This is a genomic window from Streptomyces sp. NPDC038280 (assembly GCF_055600045.1).
The window spans coordinates 42,645-60,223 of sequence record NZ_JBVJYZ010000021.1 but is presented as its reverse complement, the minus strand read 5'-3'; the positions used below and the strand labels follow the sequence as shown (position 1 = coordinate 60,223).

Genomic DNA, 17,579 nt, shown 5'->3' with positions numbered 1-17,579 from the left:
TATCAAAAGGTGCCACTTCGCGCGGTTTCAGGAGCTGTCCCGGGTCGGCGGGGGAGGAGTCAGCGCCCACCGGATGGTGTGGGTCAGCGCGTGCCCGGTCAGCCGGACGCAGGTCTCCTCGACGCCGGGGACGTACGGCAGCCGAAGGGGGGTCCTGGCCCACCTCGGCAGCGTGGAGACGGCGTTCGCGGCGAGGACGGCGTAGGGCGCTCGGGCCAGGAGCGGCAGCGGCGGGTGGAGGAGGATGAAACGCGCCGCCTCCCTGGCCTCCTGCGTCGCACGGAGTTCGGGCCGGTAGGCCGCGATCCGCGTCGCGAGGGCCGCCCGGTCGCGCGGCGGGTCGACGACCCCGAGCGCGGCGGCCACCCTGGCCGCGTCCGCGATGTACGCGTCGCAGCCGGCGGGATCGAGCGGATGGGCGCCGTAGCGCTGATGCGCGCGCAGGAAGCTGTCGACCTCGGCGACGTGGACCCAGCCGAGGAGATGGGGATCGGCGGCGTGGTAGGGCTCGCCGGCGGCGGTGGTGCCTCGGACGCGCTCGTGGACGGCCCGTACGCGGTCGACGGCCCGCTGCGCGTCGTCCGCGGTCCCGTAGGTGGTCGTGGCGAGGAAGGTACTGGTGCGCTGGAGCCGCCCCCAGGGGTCACCGCGATAGCCGGAGTGCGCCGCCACGGCCGCCATGGCCAGCGGGTGCAGGGACTGCAGCAGCAGCGCGGTCAGTCCGCCGATGAACATCGCGGCGTCGCCGTGGACGGTACGGATGGGCCGCTCGGGGCCGAACCAGCGGGGTCCCGGTGTGCCGTGGATCCGGGCGCGGTTCTCCGGCCCGGTGGGACCGGCGACCCGGGTGAACAGGCTGGTGCCGAGTCGCTCCCGCAGGTCGGACACCCGAGGCGCGGAGAGGTTCATCCTTTAATCATCCCGCTTCGGGTGCCTGATCATCCCTCTTCCGGCGGCCCGGTATGCCTTCCCGCCATCGGACCCGCCCTCGTACGCCTCACGGACGGGGATCGATCCGCTGCCAGGGGGCGCGCGCATCGCTGCCCCGGCGCCCCGCGACCGAGGCGCAGCGGGGGCACACCCGCCGCACCCGGTCCGCCGCGCCGCCCGAGTCCGGGAGGATGTCCGGCCAGATGACGTGGGGGAACCGGCCGAGCTCCGAGCGGCTGAGGGCCAGCCCGCACACGGTCTGGTTCATCCCCGGCTCCCAGGCGTGCGCCTCCCCGGCCGGAAGCCGGCGACGCCCTTGCTCCTCGTCGACCCACTGCCCGGACGCGGCGACCGCGTAGCGCTTCCTCCGTGCCATGCGCCGAGGGTTCCCCGCCGGTCCGGGGTCATGCCCGGGGCGGCGACTCCGCCGGGGGCTGCTGCCGCGACCTGCCGGAGGGGCCGGGCGGGGGCGCCGCGGACCCCGCCCCGATTACCGGGCGCCGCGGCCCCCGGCCTCAGCCCTCCTGCGAGGGCCTGGCTGTGAGGAGTGCGCGTACACCCCTCCGTACCGTGTCCCAGTCCGTGCCCGGATCGCGCTCCCGCGCCCGCCGCAGCCAGGTCGCCCGGTCCCGGTGCTGCCACCGCAGCTCCTCCAGATGGGTTTCGCTGCCCGGCGGGGCGGCCGCGCCCAGCTCGTCGATGCGCCGCTCCATCGCGGCGAACAGGTCCCGGTCGAAGGCGGTCACCGCCGCGAGGAACTCGCTCGTCGGCAGGGTGACCCTGCCCGTGGGCGGCGCGGCGAACTCGATCACACCCTCCGGGTCCGTCCGCTGCTCCCAGAAGAACGTCGTCATGTCGTCCTCGCCGGTGACGGTGCGCAGGCACCGGACGGACGGCGCGACGCGCAGATAATCCGTGTAGAGGTAGCCCGCACCGCGCCAGTTCGACGCCGCGTCGGCCTCCGGCGTGTCCACCCACCCCCATTCCGAGGTGTCCAGCGCCGGCTCCGCCAGATCCGGGGGCACCGGTTCCATCGCGTCCGACACCAGCGCGAGCACGTCCTCCCACAGGCGGACGACGTAGTAGTCGACGTACGGGTGGGACGGGCCCTCGGCGCCGCCCCGCAGCGCCCGGACGGTGCTCTCCGCGTAACGCAGCACCTCATGACCGCCGAGGTCGAGGCAGTACCAGCCGTCGGTCAGCGCGAACCAGTGCGGCAGGGGTCGGTCTCCGTCCCACGGTCCGAGCCGCTCCAACGGGGTCAGCCCGAAGCGGAAGCGGATCGAGGGCGGCGCGGTGGGGGTCACGGCTCAGCGCTCGGGCAGGGCCCGGGCTACGCCGGGCCCAGCTGGGGGCGGGTCGGCTGCTGCCGGCCGAAGTTCTCCTGCGGGTAACTCCCGGACGCGAGCCCCGGGCCCCAGTTGAGCACGCGCTCCACGTCCCGCAGGGTTTCCTCGGCGGTCCTGCGAACGTCGGTGGGTACGTCACCGCGTTCCCGTATGAGCTGGGCGTAGATCGGCGCATCGGCCGGTGGCGCGTTCACGAACGGGTCCTTCCCTGGACGGCAGGCAGACGACCCGTGCACGCGGAGCCGCAGCGGATCACGAGTGTACGGGTCCGCCGGCGCCGGGGCCGAGGCCAGCCCCGTCAGAACCAGTTGATGGTGAGGGGGAAGGTGGTGCTGGCGGTGGCTCCGGTGGAGTCTGTGGCCGTCGCGGTGATCTGGAGGGTTCCGGTCTGCCAGGGCTTGCCGGTGATCTTTCCGGTGGCGCTGTCGATGGAGAGGCCGAAGGGAAGGCCGGTGGCGCTGTACTTGAGGGGAGCCTTGCCGCCGGTCGCGGTGAGCTGGATCGTGCAGCTCTGGTTGAACTTGCACGTCTGGCCGCCGGGGTTGGTCACCTTCAGGTCCCCGCCCGGCGGTGGGGTCGTCCCGCAGCCCGGGGCCGCCTCCGGCGGCAGCGGCACGCGCCACAGCTGTGTGTCGTTCTCCGAACCCACGAGCAGCGTCGAGCAGTTGGCGTACGTGAGGGTCTCGCCCTGGGGCTGGGACGGCAGCGGCACCTCGGCGAGTTTCGTGCCCGCCGTGTCGTACACGTAGGCGGTGTTGGCGCCGAGCGGGCCGCCGCTGCGCAGCGCGTAGGACGCGCCGGTGGGCGAGAAGGCGCCGTCGGTGGCGAAGACCGGTCCCGGACGGACGGGGGTGAGGGTGTTCACCTGGCCGGGCTGGGGCTGGGCCGGCGCCCTGTAGAGCTGCCCGGCCGCGCCGATCAGCTTGCTGGCGACGTACAGCTGGCCCGTCTTCGGGTCCGCGAGGAGGGACTCGGCGTCGTGCCGTCCGTCGGAGTAGGCGAAGCGTGTGGAGGAGGGCGTGACCGACGCGCTCACGAGCTGGTCGGGCTCGGGGAAGCCGTAGACGGTGAGTTCGGCGCGGCCGCTGAAGTTGTCGCCGATGTCACCGACCTGGATCACGGACCGGCCCTGCCCGTCCCTGCCGAGGGTCAGCCCCTCCCAGTCGGTGTTCGTGGCCCCGCTGAGGGTGAACGTCGCCTTGAGCACGCCGGTGGCGCCGTTGCAGTCGACGGCGAACACCTGATTGGTGTTCCCGCTGTCGTTGACGGCGTAGAGGACACCGGTGTGCTTGGTGCTCATGGCCAGGCCGCTCAGCTCGGCCAGACCGGACGGCAGGGTGCAGGCGCGCTCGGCCGACGCCGCCGACGGACTCTCCAGGGCAGTCGCCGGCGCCACCGTCAGAACGATGGCCGTCAGCACGGCGGTCAGGGCCGCCGCGGCCGTAGCCGTACGGGCTTCGCGGCGTACGGCCCGGGCGCCGGGCCCTCGGATCAGGAATCGAGACATGCGCACAATGTGACGGTGCGCGCGCGAAGGACCAAGCGTGCACCGCACACCTTCTGGGCATCACCCGATGCCCGCACGGTATGACGGCCCGGCCGTGTCACCGGACGGACTCCCACACGGGGGCGTTGTGCTGAGCATGCGAGAGGAAGGCCCGCGCCGCGCGGCTGAGCGGGCGGCGCCGGTGCACGATGCCGACGGAGCGCAGCAGCGGCGGCGTGAAGGAGCGGACCTCGACCCGGTGGCCGAAGACGCGTAACACCATGTCCCGGTACCAGATCAGCGAACCGCGTCCCTCCGACACGCTGGTCACCCAGGCCAGACGTTCGTTCACCTCCACGGCAGCCACCGGGCGCACGCCGAGCCGCCCGAACATCGCCTCCAGCTCGGTGCGTCGGCCGGTCCCCGGGTTCGGCAGCACCATGGGCAGGCCGCTCAGATGCCGGTACGGCAGCGGGTCCGGCAGCCCGGAGCCGTGCGGGGAGATCAGGACGACCTCACGGTCCTGGAGATGGTGGGCGGACAGTTCCTTGTCCACCGGCAGATCCACAAGACCCAGCTCCGCGGCCCCGTCGGTCAGGGCCCGCACGAGCGCTTCGCGGCTGTCGTGCTGCAACAGACGCACCTCGGTACCGGGGTGGCGTTCGGTGAAGGCCGGCACGAGCTCGGCCGCCAGATCGAGCGACAGCGTGGGAGTGACGGCCACCGTCAGAGCCGTGCGCGAACTACCCACGTGCGCCGCGCCGATGTCCTCGATCTTCTCCACCGCGTCGAGGACCGTACGGGCCAGGCGTACGACACGGGCGCCCTCGGGGGTGAGGGTCGAGCCCCGGCCCCTGCGGTCCAGGAGCTCCACGCCGAGATCCCTCTCCAGCGCCTGGATGGACCGGGACAGGGCGGGCTGGGCGATGTAGACGGAGGACGCCGCGGCCGTGATGGAGCGGCAGTCCGCGACGGCGACGAGGTGGCGCAGCTGCTGCAGTGTGGGGGACATGAGCGGACGGTAGCCGCTGCGCCCTGAGGGTGTAAGGGGCATTCGAGCGCGCAAATGATCGAACGTTCAACGGGGTGGTGCACCGGATAGGCAGCACTCCATACCGCGTCTGCATGGGCCGGAAATGAGCGTTGACTCCACCGGTCGGCCGCCCCACGATGCAACGCGGCACGGCGGTGTTACCGGGCAGTCACCTCATGGAGGCGCCGGTGGCACGGATCCCGCCGGGCCGGCCGCCGTGGCCCGACCAGCCACGACAGGGGCGCCCGCCGGAGTCCCGCGGCCAACGCACACCGCTCCCGCTCCCTCGCCCGGTGCTGCCGGAAGTAAAAGGAGTGCCCGTGATCTCTCAGTCCACCCGGTCCTTCCGTCGGGACCTCGTCGTCGTGGTCAGCCCCTTCGAGGAACCCAACCCCCCGATGGTGACGGCCGCGCGGCGAGCCGGCGCGCTCGGTCTGCTCGACCTCGGCAGGGACCGCGACCGGGCGCGCACAGCCCTGGCCGGACTCCGCGGGCCGTACGGAGTGCGGGTGGCGGACGGCTGCCCGCTGGCCCCGGACGAACTGCCCGCCACCGTCGACACCGTCCTGCTCGCCGAGCGGGTGTGGCGGGCCGGGGTGCGGCCGTGGACCGCCGAGGGCCGGCGGCGAGTGTGGGCGGAGGTCGTCAGCCCCGACGAGGCCCTGGCAGCCGTCGCCGCAGGAGCGGCCGGACTCGTCGCCCGAGGACACGAAGCGGGTGGCCGGGTCGGCGAGCTGACCACCTTCGTCCTCCTGCAACGCCTGCTCGCCGACCCGGACATCACCGTCCCCGTCTTCGCGGCGGGAGGAATCGGCCCCCACACGGCCGCCGCCGCGATCGCGGGCGGCGCCGCCGGCGTCGTCCTCGACGCCCAACTGGCTCTCACCACGGAGGGCCTCGCCCAACTCCCCTCCGATGTGGCGTCCGCCGTCCGGGCCATGGACGGCAGCGAAACCACGGTCGTCGAGGGCCACCGCGTCTACACCCGCCCCGACCTCGCCCCCCTCGAGGAGGGCATCGCCGAGCGGCTCGGCGCCCGGGGACTGGCCACCCAGCCGCTGCCCATCGGGCAGGAGGGGGCGACGGCCGCCCGCCTCGCCGCGCGCCACCGCACCACCGGCTCCGTCGTCCAGGCCGTACGCGAGGCCATCACGAGCCACATCGAAGCCGCCGAACGGGCCCGGCCCCTCGCGCCCCGCCCCGACGGGGAGCCGCTGCCCGTGGCCCAGGGCCCCATGACCCGCGTCAGTGACCGGCCCGCCTTCGCCGCCGCGGTGGCCGACGCGGGCGGACTGCCCTTCGTCGCCCTCGCCGTCATGGACGGCCCGGAGGTGCGCGACCTGCTCACCGAGACCGCCGAACGCCTGGCCGGACGACCCTGGGGAGTCGGACTGCTCGGCTTCGCCCCCGAGGAGCTGCGCCGCGAACAGCTCGCCGCAGTGGCCGAGGCCCGCCCGCCCTACGCGATCATCGCCGGTGGCCGTCCCGCCCAGGCCGCCCCGCTCGAAGCCGCCGGAACCAGGACCTATCTGCACGTCCCCTCGCCGGGACTGCTCGAACAGTTCCTCGCCGAGGGCGCGCGGCGGTTCGTCTTCGAAGGCCTCGAGTGCGGCGGCCACATCGGCCCCCGCGCCTCCTTCCCGCTCTGGGAGGAACAGATCGAGCGCCTGCTCTCCTCCCCGTACACCGCCGAACTCGACGTGCTCCTCGCCGGAGGCATCCACGACGAGCGCTCCGCCGCGATGGCGGCGGCCGCCGCCGGAACGCTCGCCGGACGCGGCGCCCGCACCGGCATCCTCATGGGCACCGCCTACCTCTTCACCGAGGAGGCCGTCACCGCCGGGGCAGTGCTGCCGGGCTTCCAGCGCGCGGCGCTCGACTGTGACGCCACCACCCTTCTCCGTACCGCACCCGGCCACGCCACACGCTGCGCCCCCACTCCGTACGCCGACACCTTCGCCGCCACCGCGCGGCGGCTGAGTGAGGACGGCGCGAGCCCCGCGGAGGTCTGGGAGGAGTTGGAGAAGCTCAACCTCGGGCGACTGCGGATCGCCAGCAAGGGCCTGCGGCACACCGCCGCCGGGAGGACGCCCGTGAGCGAGGAGGAACAGCGCGACGAGGGCCTCTACATGCTCGGCCAGAGCGCCACCGCACGCACCGCCACCACCACCGTCGCCGCCCTGCACGCCCAGGTCACCGAGGGCGCGACGGCCCTGCTCGCCGAACGTGCCGAGGAGTTGCGGCGCCTCGTGCCCCCCGCCGTCCCCGACGAGGAGGCCCCGCTCGACATCGCCGTGGTCGGCATGGCCTGCCGCTACCCCGGCGCGCGGGACCTCGCGGAGTACTGGGCGAACATCGTCGCGGGAGCCGACTCCGTCACCGAAGTGCCGGCCGACCGCTGGGACCCGGCCGTACACCACGACACGGACCCGGCACGAGCGGGGGAGCGGACCCCGTCACGCTGGGGCGGCTTCCTGACACCGGCCCCCTTCGACGCCCTGGCCCACGGCATCGCGCCGGCCTCCCTCGGCAGCATCGAACCGGTGCAACTGCTCGCCCTCGACATCGCCGCCCGCGCGCTGGCCGACGCCGGATACGCGGGGGAGCGCCTCTTCGACCGCTCCCGGACCTCCGTCGTCTTCGGCGCCGAGGCGGGCACCGACCTCGCCGGGGCCTACGGCTTCCGGGCCCTGCACCCCGGCTACCTCGGCGAGCTGCCGCCCGAACTCGACGCGCAACTGCCCCGGCTGACCGAGGACTCCTTCCCAGGAGTGCTCGCCAACGTCATCGCCGGACGCGTCGCCAACCGCCTCGACCTCGGCGGCGCGAACTGCACGATCGACGCCGCCTGCGCCTCCTCGCTCGCCGCCCTCGATCTGGCCTGCCGCCAACTGCGCGACCGGGACAGCGACATGGTGCTGTGCGGCGGCGCCGACGTGCACAACGGCATCAACGACTACCTGATGTTCGCCTCCGTGCGCGCCCTGTCGCCCACGGGCCGGTGCCGCCCCTTCGACGCCGACGCCGACGGCATCGCCCTCGGCGAAGGCGTCGCCTGCCTCGTCCTCAAGCGCCTCGAGGACGCCGAACGCGACGGCGACCGGATCTACGCCGTCGTCAAGGCCGTCGGCGCCTCCAGCGACGGCCGCTCCCTCGGCCTCACCGCTCCCCGCCCCGAGGGGCAGCGACGCGCCCTGGAGCGTGCCTACCGCAGGTCCGGCGTCGCACCGGCCGAGATCGGCCTGGTGGAGGCGCACGGCACCGGAACGGTCGTCGGAGACAGCACCGAACTGGCCGTACTGACCGAGGTGTTCGCCGACGCGGACTCCTCGTCCTGCTCGCTCGGCTCGGTCAAGTCGCAGCTCGGGCACACCAAGTGCGCGGCGGGCCTGGCCGGACTCATCAAAGCGGCGCGCGCCCTGCACGGTGGCGTACGCCCGCCGACGCTGCACATGAACGCCCCCAACCCGCAGTGGCGGCCGGACACCAGTCCCTTCTTCTTCGACACCGAGGCGAGGCCGTGGGCCACCCCCGCCGGGCAGCGCCACGCCGCTGTCAGCGCCTTCGGCTTCGGCGGAACCAACTACCATGCCGTTCTCGCCGGTTACGGGGACGCGGCCGAGCCCGCGCACGGCCTGGAGGCCTGGCCCGCCGAGCTGTTCTGCTTCCGGGGCGCCGACCGCGCGGCGGCGCTGAGCGCGATGGACCGCCTCGCCGCCCGACTGGAACAGAACGACGCGGCAGGGCGGCCGTGGGCGCTGCGTGACCTCGCCGCCGAGACGTCCGCCGCCAGGCCCTCCGCGGTCGGCACCAGGGACCGGGAGGACACGATCCAGGTCGCGGTGGTCGCGACCGACCTCGACGACCTGGCCGCACGGCTGCGCCGGGCCCGCGACGTCACGCCCGGCGCCGGCGTCCACGTCCGGGGCGGCACCGGGCCCGGCCAGGTCGCCTTCCTCTTCCCCGGACAGGGCAGCCAGCGCCCCGGCATGCTGGGCGACCTCTTCATCGCCTTCCCCCGGCTGCGCACCCTCCTCGACGAGGCGGATCCCCGGGACGTCGCCGCGATGTTCCCGGCCGCCGCCTTCACCGCCGAGGATCGTGCCGCCCAGCGCGCCGCCGTCACCGACACACGGACCGCCCAGCCCGCCCTCGGCCTCACCGGTGCCGCCGCACACCTCCTCCTCACCTCCCTCGGCGTGCGCCCCGACAGCACGGCCGGACACTCCTACGGCGAACTCGTCGCCCTCTGGGCGGCCGGCGTCTACGACACGCCGACCCTCCTCAGGCTCAGCCACTGCCGGGCCGAGGCCATCCTCGCCGCGGCCGGCGACGATCCCGGCGCGATGGCCGCCGTGTCCGCCGCCCCGCAGGACCTTCCCGCACTTCCACCCGGGTGTGTCCTCGCCAACCACAACGGCCCCGCCCAGAACGTGATCTCCGGCCCCACCCCGGCCGTCGATGCCGCCGTCGCCGCCCTGCGCGAGGCGGGCATCGCGGCCGAACGCCTCCCGGTCGCCTGCGCGTTCCACAGCGAGGTCGTCGCCGGCGCCGTCGACGCGCTCGCCGCAGAGCTGGCCGGGACGGCGGTGTCCGAGCCCTCCGTCCCGGCCTGGTCCAACACCACCGGGCGGCAGTACCCCTGCGAGCCGACCGCCGTGCGCGACCTGCTCGCCCACCAGCTCGCCGAACCGGTGCGTTTCGTGGAACAGATCGAGGCCATGTACGCGGCCGGGGTGCGCACCTTCGTGGAGGCAGGCTCCGGACGGGTCCTCACAGGTCTCGTCGGCCGCATCCTCGGGGACCGGCCGCACACCGCCGTACCCCTCGACGTCCCGGGCGAGCACGGTCTGACCCGCCTGGTCACCGCGCTGGCCGAACTCGCCGCGGCGGGCGTCCCGATCGACCCCGGACCCCTCTTCGAGGGCCGTACCTCCCCCCTGCCCGAAGCGGCGCCCCGGCGCCCCGGATGGCTCGTGGACGGTCACCTCGTCCGTACCGCCGACGGCGAGCCCGTCGCGGGCGGGCTGGTCCCGGCCAGGCGCGTGACGGCGCCCCACCCCGCCGCGGCGACGGACCGGCGCGAGGACGCTGTACTGGAGTACCTGCGCGGCGCGCGTGAACTCGTCGCGGCCCAGCGTGACGTCCTGCTGGGCTACTTGGGGGCGCAGCCCGCCCCGGCGGCTTCACTGGCGGCGCCCGTGGTGGCGCCGCCGGCGGAGAGGACGTACCCGGGCGAGGCGCCCGCGGCACGTCCCGCGCCCGAGGAGGCCGACAGCCGGCCGCTGACGCCCGGCCAACTCACCGACGTGGTCCTGGAGATCGTCCACACGCGCACCGGCTACCCGAAGGACATGCTCGACCCCGCGCTGGACCTGGAGGCCGATCTGTCGGTGGACTCCATCAAGCGCGTGGAGATCATCGGTGCGCTCGCCGACCGGATCGGGCTGCCACGCGGCTCGGACGGACCGGCCGAATCATCCGTCGAGGAGCTGTCCCGGCTGAAGACCGTCAACGGCATCGTCGACTGGATCGTCGCGCACGGCCCGACGGGGGAGCCGTCCCCCGGCACACCGGCGGGCCCGGGCACGAGCGCGGACGAGGGCGCCTCGGGCGGCCGCGACGCGAGGGAGCTCGTGCAGGCGGACGAGGGCGCATCGCTCTCCTGGGGCGGCGGCGCCGCGAGGCCGCTCGTCGAGGCGGACGGAGGCGCCGCGCCCGCCGGGGTCGGCCGCGACGCGAGGGCGCTCGTCGAAGCGGACGGAAATGCCCGGCGGGCAGCCTGCGGGCCCGCCGCCCGGCCGCTCGTGCAGGCGGACGAGGGTGCCCGGGCCGCCGGCCGGGCAGCCGCCCGGCTCCTCGTCGAGGTCACCCCCGTGGGGCCGCCCGCGCCCAGCGACCCCGCCGAGGTCCTGGCCGGCCGCCGGTTCGCCGTCGTCGACGACGGCCTCGGCGTGGCCGTCGCCCTCGCCGCCGCACTCGAGTCCCACGGCGCCGAGGTCCGCACCCTCCACCAGGACCGCCTGGCGGAATCGGCCGGAGCGGACGGCGTCCTCTACCTGGGCGCACTGCGCCCCGCCCCCCACCCCGTGCTGCCGGACGCCTTCGCGGCCCTGCGCGAGGTGCTGGTCAGCGGTGCGCGCCGGCTGCTGCTCGTCACCGGCTGCGGCGGAGCGTTCGGCCGAGGCACACCCTCGTCGTCCCGATCGGACGCGGTCGACCCGATCCCCGGCGCCGGGCTGTACGGATTCGCCCGCACCGCCGCGATCGAGTACCCCGGGACCGCCGTTCGCGCCGTGGACGTCGACCCCAAGGACCCGCCCGAGCGGATCGCCGCCCACCTCATCGCCGAACTGTGCGCCCCCGGCGAACCGGTGGCCGTCGGCTACACCAACGGCACCCGCAACGTCCTGCGCACCGTCGACGCACCCCTCCCCACCACCGACCCCGCGCCGACGCTTCCGATCGGCCGCGACGCGGTGGTCCTCCTCACCGGAGGCGCCCGGGGGATCACCGCCCGCACGGGTCTGTCCCTCGCCGAGGCCACCGGCTGCCACATCGAACTCATCGGCCGCACGCCCTACCCGGACGGTGCCGAGGACCCCGCCGTCGCGCACGCCCACGACCGGGTCACCCTGCGCGCGGCCCTCGTCGGCCAGGGTCTGCGCAATCCCGCCGAGATCGAGGCGGCAGCGTCGCGGATCCTCGTCGCACGCGTGATCCGCACCACCCTCCGCTCGCTCTCCGGCGTCGCCGCGTCCGTGCGCTACCACGCCGCGGACGTCACCGACCCTCACGCCGTACGCGCCGTCGTCGCCGACATACGCGCCCGGCACGGCCGGATCGACGGCATCGTCCACGGGGCCGGAACCATCCAGGACAAGCTGCTCTGCGACAAGGACCCCGCCTCCTTCCAGCGGGTGTACGCCACCAAGGTCGACGGCGCCCGCCACCTCGCCGAGGCCGTCGCGGACCACGCCGGCACACCGGCCCCCGCCTTCCTCGCCGTCTTCGGCAGCGTCGCGGGAGTCTTCGGCAACCGGGGTCAGGCCGACTACGCCGCCGCCAACGACGCCCTGGACACCCTCGCCTCCACGCCCGCCTGGGCCCGCCGCTTCCCCGGCCGGGTCCTGGCCGTCGACTGGGGACCCTGGGCGGCCGAGGCCGGCGGCATGGTGACTCCCGAACTGGAGCGCGTGTACGAGAGCCGGGGCATCCCGCTCCTGGATCCGCAGGCGGGCACCGCCGCGTTCCTCGCCGAGCTGGCACACGGCACGGAGGGCCAGGTCGTCCTCCTCGCGGAGGGCACCCCGGCGCAGGAGGCCACCCATGGCTGACCGGCGCCACGGCCCCCGACCCACCGACGCGGCCGTCGTCGGCATGGGCGCCGTCTTTCCCGGCGCCCCCGATCTCGACACCTACCGCGCCAACCTCGTCTCGGGCGCCGACGCCATCGGCGACGTACCGCCCGACCGCTGGGACCCCGGCGTCTACTACGACCCGGACGGCCACGCCGGGCCCGCCCGCAGCGACCGCTTCTACTGCCGGCGCGGCGGCTTCATCGACGGCCTCACCGCCTTCGACCCCACGCGCTTCGGCATCATGCCCGCCGCCGTCGCCGGGGCGGAGCCCGACCAACTGCTCGCCCTGCGCGTCATCGCGGAGGCCGTCGCCGATGCCGGAGGAGAGGAGCGGCTGCCCGCCGACCGCTCCCGCATCGGCGTCATCCTGGGCCGTGGCGGCTTCATGGGCGTCGCCACGGCCCGCCTCGACCAACGCGTCCGCACCGCCCACCAACTCGCCCTGACCCTGCGCGAACTCGCCCCCGAACTGGGCGAGGACCGGATCGGCGCCGTACGCGAAGCCTTCCAGGAGAGCCTCGGCCCCGAACAGCCGGAGGCGTCCATCGGCCTCGTGCCGAGCTTCACTGCCGCCAGGACCGCGAACCGCCTCGACTTCCGGGGCCCCGCCTACACCCTCGACGCCGCCTGCGCCTCCTCCCTGCTCGCCGTCGACCAGGCCGTCGGCTTGCTGGCGAGCGGCAGCTGCGACGTGGTGGTCGCGGGAGCCGTCCACCACTGCCACATCGCCACCCTGTGGAGCGTCTTCACCCAGCTGCGTGCGCTCAGTCCGAGCCAGTCCATCCGCCCCTTCGACCGCCGCGCCGACGGCACTCTGCTTTCCGAAGGCACGGGAGTCGTCCTGCTCAAACGCCTCGCCGACGCCGAGCGCGACGGCGACCGCGTGTACGCCGTCGTCCGCGGCGTCGGGGTGGCCGGGGACGGCCGGGCCGCGAGCCTGATGAGCCCGCTCGTGGACGGCCAGGTCCGCGCCCTGAGCCGGGCATGGGGTCAGGCCGGCCTCGACCCGGCAGCACCCGACGCGCTCGGGCTGCTGGAAGCGCACGGCACGGGGACACCCGTCGGGGACCGGACAGAACTCGCCACCCTGACCGATGTGTTCGGCCCCCGCTCCGCGTACGCCGAACCGGTCGCCATGGGCTCGGTGAAGTCCATGCTGGGCCACACGATGCAGGCCTCCGGCATGGCCGGCCTGATCAAGGCCGCCCTCGCCGTGCACGACGGCGTCCTCCCTCCGACCCTTCACCTGGACGAGCCCCACGAGGACTTCGCCAGGACGCGCATGCGTCCGGTGACGTCGGCCGAGCCATGGGCCCGGGGCCGGGCGCCACGGCGGGCGGGCGTGAACGCCTTCGGCTTCGGCGGCATCAACGCGCACGTGGTCCTGGAGGAGGCCCCGGCGGCGGGCGCCACAACAGGGACGGCGGGACCCGTGGGGGTCCTGCGGAGGGAGGCGCCGAGTCTCCCGGCCCCGGCGCCGGGGGGCGCGGGGGCCGGGGCCGCTGCGGACAGCGGCCGCGTGGAGCGCCGGAGCGGGCTCGATGTCCGAGCGGTCCAGCCGGCGTTCGCCGCCGGGGAGCGGCCACCGGATTCCGGGGAGGGGCAGTGTTTCCACGCCTCCGCGACTCCGGAGGAGCCGCGGACCAAGGACGCGGCCACCGCTTCCGTGCCGGACGGCTCGTCGCCGTCGCCGGCGGCTGGCGGGGGCGACGGGGGCATGCCTTCACGAGTCGCCTCGGCGGCGGGGGCCGGGGCCGCTGCCGCCCCCACCACGGCTTCCGTGCCGGACGGCTCGTCGCCGTCGCCGGCGGCTGGCGGGGGCGACGGGGGCATGCCTTCACGAGTCGCCTCGGCGGCGCGGCCCGGGGCCGCTGCCCCCACCACCGCTTCCGTGCCGGACGGCCCGTCGCCGTCGCCGGCGGGTGGTGGAGGCGACGGGGGCCTCCACGGCGACGTGCTCCTGCTGGCCGCCGACACGCGGGAGGAGCTCGCCCTGCTCCTCGACGCCGTGCGGGCCTCCGGCGCAGCTGCCGCACCGACACCCGGGCCCGGACCCTGCCGTCTCGCCGTCGTGGGGCCGTCGCCCAAGCGCCTGGTCCTGGCGGCCAAGGTCGTCGACCGGGGTGCTCCCTGGCGCGGTCGTGGCGATGTGTGGTTCACCCCGCGCCCGCTGCTCGCGCACGGCGCCCGGCTCGCGTTCGTCTTCCCGGGCCTTGAGCCGGAACCCGCACCCCGCGTCGACGCCGTCGCCGACCACTTCGGCCTGCCGCGGCCCGCCCTGACGGGGGGCGACACGCTGGTGGAGCGAGCGGTCGACGCGATCGCCGCCGGCCGGTTCTTCGCCCGCGTCCTGACCGAACTGGGCGTCGAGCCGGACCTGTTGGCCGGGCACAGCCTCGGCGAGTGGACCGCCATGGTCGTCGCCGGCATGTATCCCCGGCGGGCCGTCGACACCTTCCTCGACGCGCTGCGGCCCGGCGACCTCGACGTCCCGGACCTCGTGTACGCGGCCGTCGGCTGCGGGGCGCGCCAGGCCGCGAACGCCGTGGACGGCCTGGACCGGGTCACCGTCAGCCACGACAACTGCCCCCACCAGTCGGTCCTGTGCGGTGAACCGGCCGAGGTGGCGGAGGCGCTCACCCGCCTGGCCGCGCAGGGCGTGCTCGCCCAGGAGCTGCCCTTCCGCTCGGGCTTCCACACCCCCATGTGGGCGCCGTACCTGGAGCAGGTCCGCGCCGCCTTCGCCCGGCTTCCCCTGCGCGCTCCGGCCGTCCCCGTCTGGTCCGCGACCACGGGCGCCGCCTACCCGACGACGGAGTCCGAAGTCCGCGACGTGGTGGTGCGCCATCTGCTGGAGCCGGTGCGCTTCCGTGAGCTGACGGCCGGGCTGTACGGGGAGGGCGTGCGGAGCTTCGTGCAGATGGGCGCGGGCAGCCTGCCCGGCTTCATCACGGACACCCTCCACGGACGCGACCACCTGGCCACCGCGGCGGGCGCGGGCCCGGCGGGCAGCGGCCTGGAGCAACTTCGGCGGCTGCTGGCCGGTCTGTGGACGGAGGGCCTGAACCCGCGCTGGGAACGGCTGACACGGCAGCGCGCCGAGGCCGCCCCGCGGGCCTCGCGGGCGGCCCACCCGGCAAGGCCCCCCGAGCCGGCCCACCTGCCCGGTCCCACCGCCCCCCGCCCCCTCAAAGGGCCCGCCCCGAACCCCCTGCGCCTCGATCTCGGCTCCCCGCTCGTGCGCCTGGGCGAGGCCGCGTCCACCCTCCGTGTGAGTGGTTCGCCCCGACGGTCCCCCGGGGCCGGGGCCGGGGCCGACCCCGACGCCGGCCCCCGCACACCGGCACTGGTCGCGGCGCTGGACGCCGTGCTCGACGAGACCGAAACGGCGGTGCGCAGTGTCGCCGAGGCGTGGCGCGTCGCGGCGGACCAGGAGGCGCGGCGCCCCGCCGGTGTGACGGCGCCGCCCGCCTCGTACGAGCCCCCGCCCCCACCACGATCCCGTCGCTTCCGGCGCCGACTCTCCCTGGAGACCATGCCGTACGTCGTCGACCACTGCGTCTATCTCCAGCCCGACGACTGGCCCGACCCCTCCGACCGCTTCCCCGTCGTGCCCATGACCACGCTGTTGGAGTTGGCTGCCGACGCCGCGCGCCAGGCGGTGCCCGGACGTGTGGTGGCCGGCTACGACGAGGTACGGGCCCTGCGCTGGCTGCCCGTGGCGCCGCCCGTGGAGGTGGAGTTCGAGGTGACTCCCGCCGACGACGGCAGCCGGGTACGGGTGACGATCGGCGAGTACGCGGCCGTCACCGTACTCCTCGCCACTCCCGACCCCGCCGGCGCGGGCCCCGCCCGCCATCCCGCCCGTCCCGACCCCGACACCTCGCCGCTGACCCGCGAAGGGACGCCTCCCGTCAGCGCCGAGGCCCTCTACCGCGACCGGTGGATGTTCCACGGGCCGGCCTTCGCCGGGGTCCAGGAAGTGACCGCCGTCGGCGACGACGGCATCCGCGGCGTCCTGCGCGCGCTGCCCGCTCCGGGCGCGCTGCTCGACGCCGCCGGTCAACTCCTGGGCCACTGGATGCAGTTGCGGCTTCCGGCCGACCGCTTGGTGTTCCCCGCGTCCCTGGAGCGGGTCCGCATCCACGCACCCGCCCCACCGGACGGCTCTCCGCTGCGCGCCACCGCCCGCATCCGCGCCGTGCGGCCCGGGTCCGTCGTGGGAGACGTGGAACTCCTCGCCGCCGACGGGAGTGTCTGGGCCCGCCTCGAAGGCTGGACCTACCGGCGCTTCGCCGCCGACGAGCGGGTGTGGCCGATGAAGTTCACCCCCGAGGTCTGCGGCATCGGCGAACCCCAGCCCGGAGGCTGGTACCTGGCCCGCCGCCGCTGGACCGACCCCGCCTCGCAGGAACTGGTCATGCGGCGTTATCTGGACGCCGCCGAGCGGGCGGCGTACGAGCTGAAGCCGCCCCGCGCCCGCGCGCCCTGGCTGCTCGGCAGGATCGCCGCGAAGGACGCACTGCGTCACCTCCTCTGGGACGCGGGGGCGGGCCCCCTCTTCCCCGTGGAGGTGCCGGTCGGCAACGACGACCTGGGCCGCCCCCGTCCCGAAGGACCGCTCACGGCCGGACTCCGGCTCTCCCTGGCCCACAAGGACCGGCTGGCGGTCGCCTACGCCCACCCCACCGCGCCCGTGGGCATCGACATCGAGTCGGTCCCCGACGACCCGGACGCATTGAGCCGTATCGCGCTCACGGCGGGGGAACGGCAGCTCGCCGAGGAACTCGCCGTACGGGAGAGGACCGGTCTGGCGCAGGCGCTCACCACGCTGTGGTGCGCCAAGGAGGCCGCGGCCAAGGCGGAGGGCACGGGCCTCGGCGGACGCCTGCGGCAGTGGACGGTCACCGAGGGGCCCGCGGGGCTCCGGGTGACCACGCCCGAGGGCCACGCGCACACCGTCCGTACCAGCACCGTCCATGACGCGGCCGCGCCCCACGTCGTGGCCTGGACCCTGCCCAGCACCGAAGCCCGTCCGAAGCCGCACCCCCACTCGACCCCGACGGAGGCCCGCCATGGCATCTGACCCCACGGCCGAACGGATACTCGCCGAGATCACCGCCATGCTCGTCGCGACCGTCGGCGACGAGTTCCTCCTCATGGAGGACGTCGGCATGAAGACCACGTTCAACGAGGATCTGGCGCTGGAGAGCATCGAGTTCGTGGCCCTCGCGGAACTGCTCCAGGAGCGGTACGGGGCGCGGGTGGACCTGATCGCCTTCCTGGCCGAGAAGGACATGGAGGAGATCCTGGCCATGACGGTCGGCGACCTCGTGTTCCACATCGCCGAAACCACCGCCCCGGCGCCCGCCACCCCCTCGGCCCCCACGCCCGCACCGGCCCCGGCCGCCTGAGCCCGC

Annotated in this window: 9 protein-coding genes; 3 read left to right on the top strand and 6 right to left on the bottom strand. The window is 75.0% G+C overall.

All coding sequences use genetic code 11. The features are described from left to right. Positions 1 to 27: 27 nt before the first annotated feature. From ACZ7J0_RS29985 to ACZ7J0_RS29960, 6 genes are all read right to left on the bottom strand, one after another. Positions 28 to 909: an oxygenase MpaB family protein gene (locus tag ACZ7J0_RS29985; RefSeq protein ID WP_470892598.1), complete on the bottom strand. Its 882-nt coding sequence runs from the start codon at positions 907 to 909 to the stop codon at positions 28 to 30. A gap of 88 nt (positions 910 to 997) precedes the next feature. Continuing rightward, positions 998 to 1,306: a hypothetical protein gene (locus ACZ7J0_RS29980; RefSeq protein ID WP_470892596.1), complete on the bottom strand. Its 309-nt coding sequence runs from the start codon at positions 1,304 to 1,306 to the stop codon at positions 998 to 1,000. A 139-nt stretch (positions 1,307 to 1,445) separates the two neighbouring features. Then, positions 1,446 to 2,237 carry a DUF5984 family protein gene (locus ACZ7J0_RS29975; RefSeq protein WP_470892594.1) on the bottom strand — a complete coding sequence of 264 codons (792 nt, stop codon included), beginning with the start codon at positions 2,235 to 2,237 and terminating at the stop codon, positions 1,446 to 1,448. A 26-nt stretch (positions 2,238 to 2,263) separates the two neighbouring features. Continuing rightward, a complete protein-coding gene (locus ACZ7J0_RS29970; RefSeq protein ID WP_468714244.1) occupies positions 2,264 to 2,473 on the bottom strand; it encodes a hypothetical protein in 210 nt (69 codons plus the stop codon). A gap of 104 nt (positions 2,474 to 2,577) precedes the next feature. Further along, a complete protein-coding gene (locus ACZ7J0_RS29965; protein ID WP_470892592.1) occupies positions 2,578 to 3,786 on the bottom strand; it encodes a putative Ig domain-containing protein in 1,209 nt (402 codons plus the stop codon). 97 nt (positions 3,787 to 3,883) lie between these two features. Continuing rightward, positions 3,884 to 4,777 carry a LysR family transcriptional regulator gene (locus ACZ7J0_RS29960; RefSeq protein WP_470892590.1) on the bottom strand — a complete coding sequence of 298 codons (894 nt, stop codon included), beginning with the start codon at positions 4,775 to 4,777 and terminating at the stop codon, positions 3,884 to 3,886. Positions 4,778 to 5,118: 341 nt separating this feature from the next. Here ACZ7J0_RS29960 and ACZ7J0_RS29955 point away from each other — a divergent pair, with 341 nt between their 5' ends. Genes ACZ7J0_RS29955 through ACZ7J0_RS29945 form a run of 3 tightly spaced genes read left to right on the top strand, consistent with a single transcriptional unit; the run spans position 5,119 to position 17,573 of the window. Beyond that, on the top strand, positions 5,119 to 12,135 hold the full coding sequence (locus tag ACZ7J0_RS29955; RefSeq protein WP_470892588.1) for an SDR family NAD(P)-dependent oxidoreductase: 7,017 nt from the start codon (positions 5,119 to 5,121) through the stop codon (positions 12,133 to 12,135). Further along, positions 12,128 to 17,245, top strand: coding sequence for a beta-ketoacyl synthase N-terminal-like domain-containing protein (locus ACZ7J0_RS29950; protein WP_470892586.1), 5,118 nt, complete (start codon positions 12,128 to 12,130; stop codon positions 17,243 to 17,245). Before ACZ7J0_RS29955 ends, ACZ7J0_RS29950 begins: the two co-directional genes overlap by 8 nt. Further along, on the top strand, positions 17,235 to 17,573 hold the full coding sequence (locus tag ACZ7J0_RS29945; protein WP_470892584.1) for an acyl carrier protein: 339 nt from the start codon (positions 17,235 to 17,237) through the stop codon (positions 17,571 to 17,573). The genes ACZ7J0_RS29950 and ACZ7J0_RS29945 overlap by 11 nt, the downstream gene beginning before the upstream one ends. Positions 17,574 to 17,579 lie beyond the last annotated feature (6 nt).

Bases quoted from the DNA above. Each gene is read 5' to 3' on its own strand.
- ACZ7J0_RS29985 (WP_470892598.1), bottom strand. From the start codon at position 909: ATGAACCTCTCCGCGCCTCGGGTGTCCGACCTGCGGGAGCGACTCGGC.
- ACZ7J0_RS29980 (WP_470892596.1), bottom strand. From the start codon at position 1,306: ATGGCACGGAGGAAGCGCTACGCGGTCGCCGCGTCCGGGCAGTGGGTC.
- ACZ7J0_RS29965 (WP_470892592.1), bottom strand. From the start codon at position 3,786: ATGTCTCGATTCCTGATCCGAGGGCCCGGCGCCCGGGCCGTACGCCGC.
- ACZ7J0_RS29960 (WP_470892590.1), bottom strand. From the start codon at position 4,777: ATGTCCCCCACACTGCAGCAGCTGCGCCACCTCGTCGCCGTCGCGGAC.
- ACZ7J0_RS29950 (WP_470892586.1), top strand. From the start codon at position 12,128: ATGGCTGACCGGCGCCACGGCCCCCGACCCACCGACGCGGCCGTCGTC.
- ACZ7J0_RS29945 (WP_470892584.1), top strand. From the start codon at position 17,235: ATGGCATCTGACCCCACGGCCGAACGGATACTCGCCGAGATCACCGCC.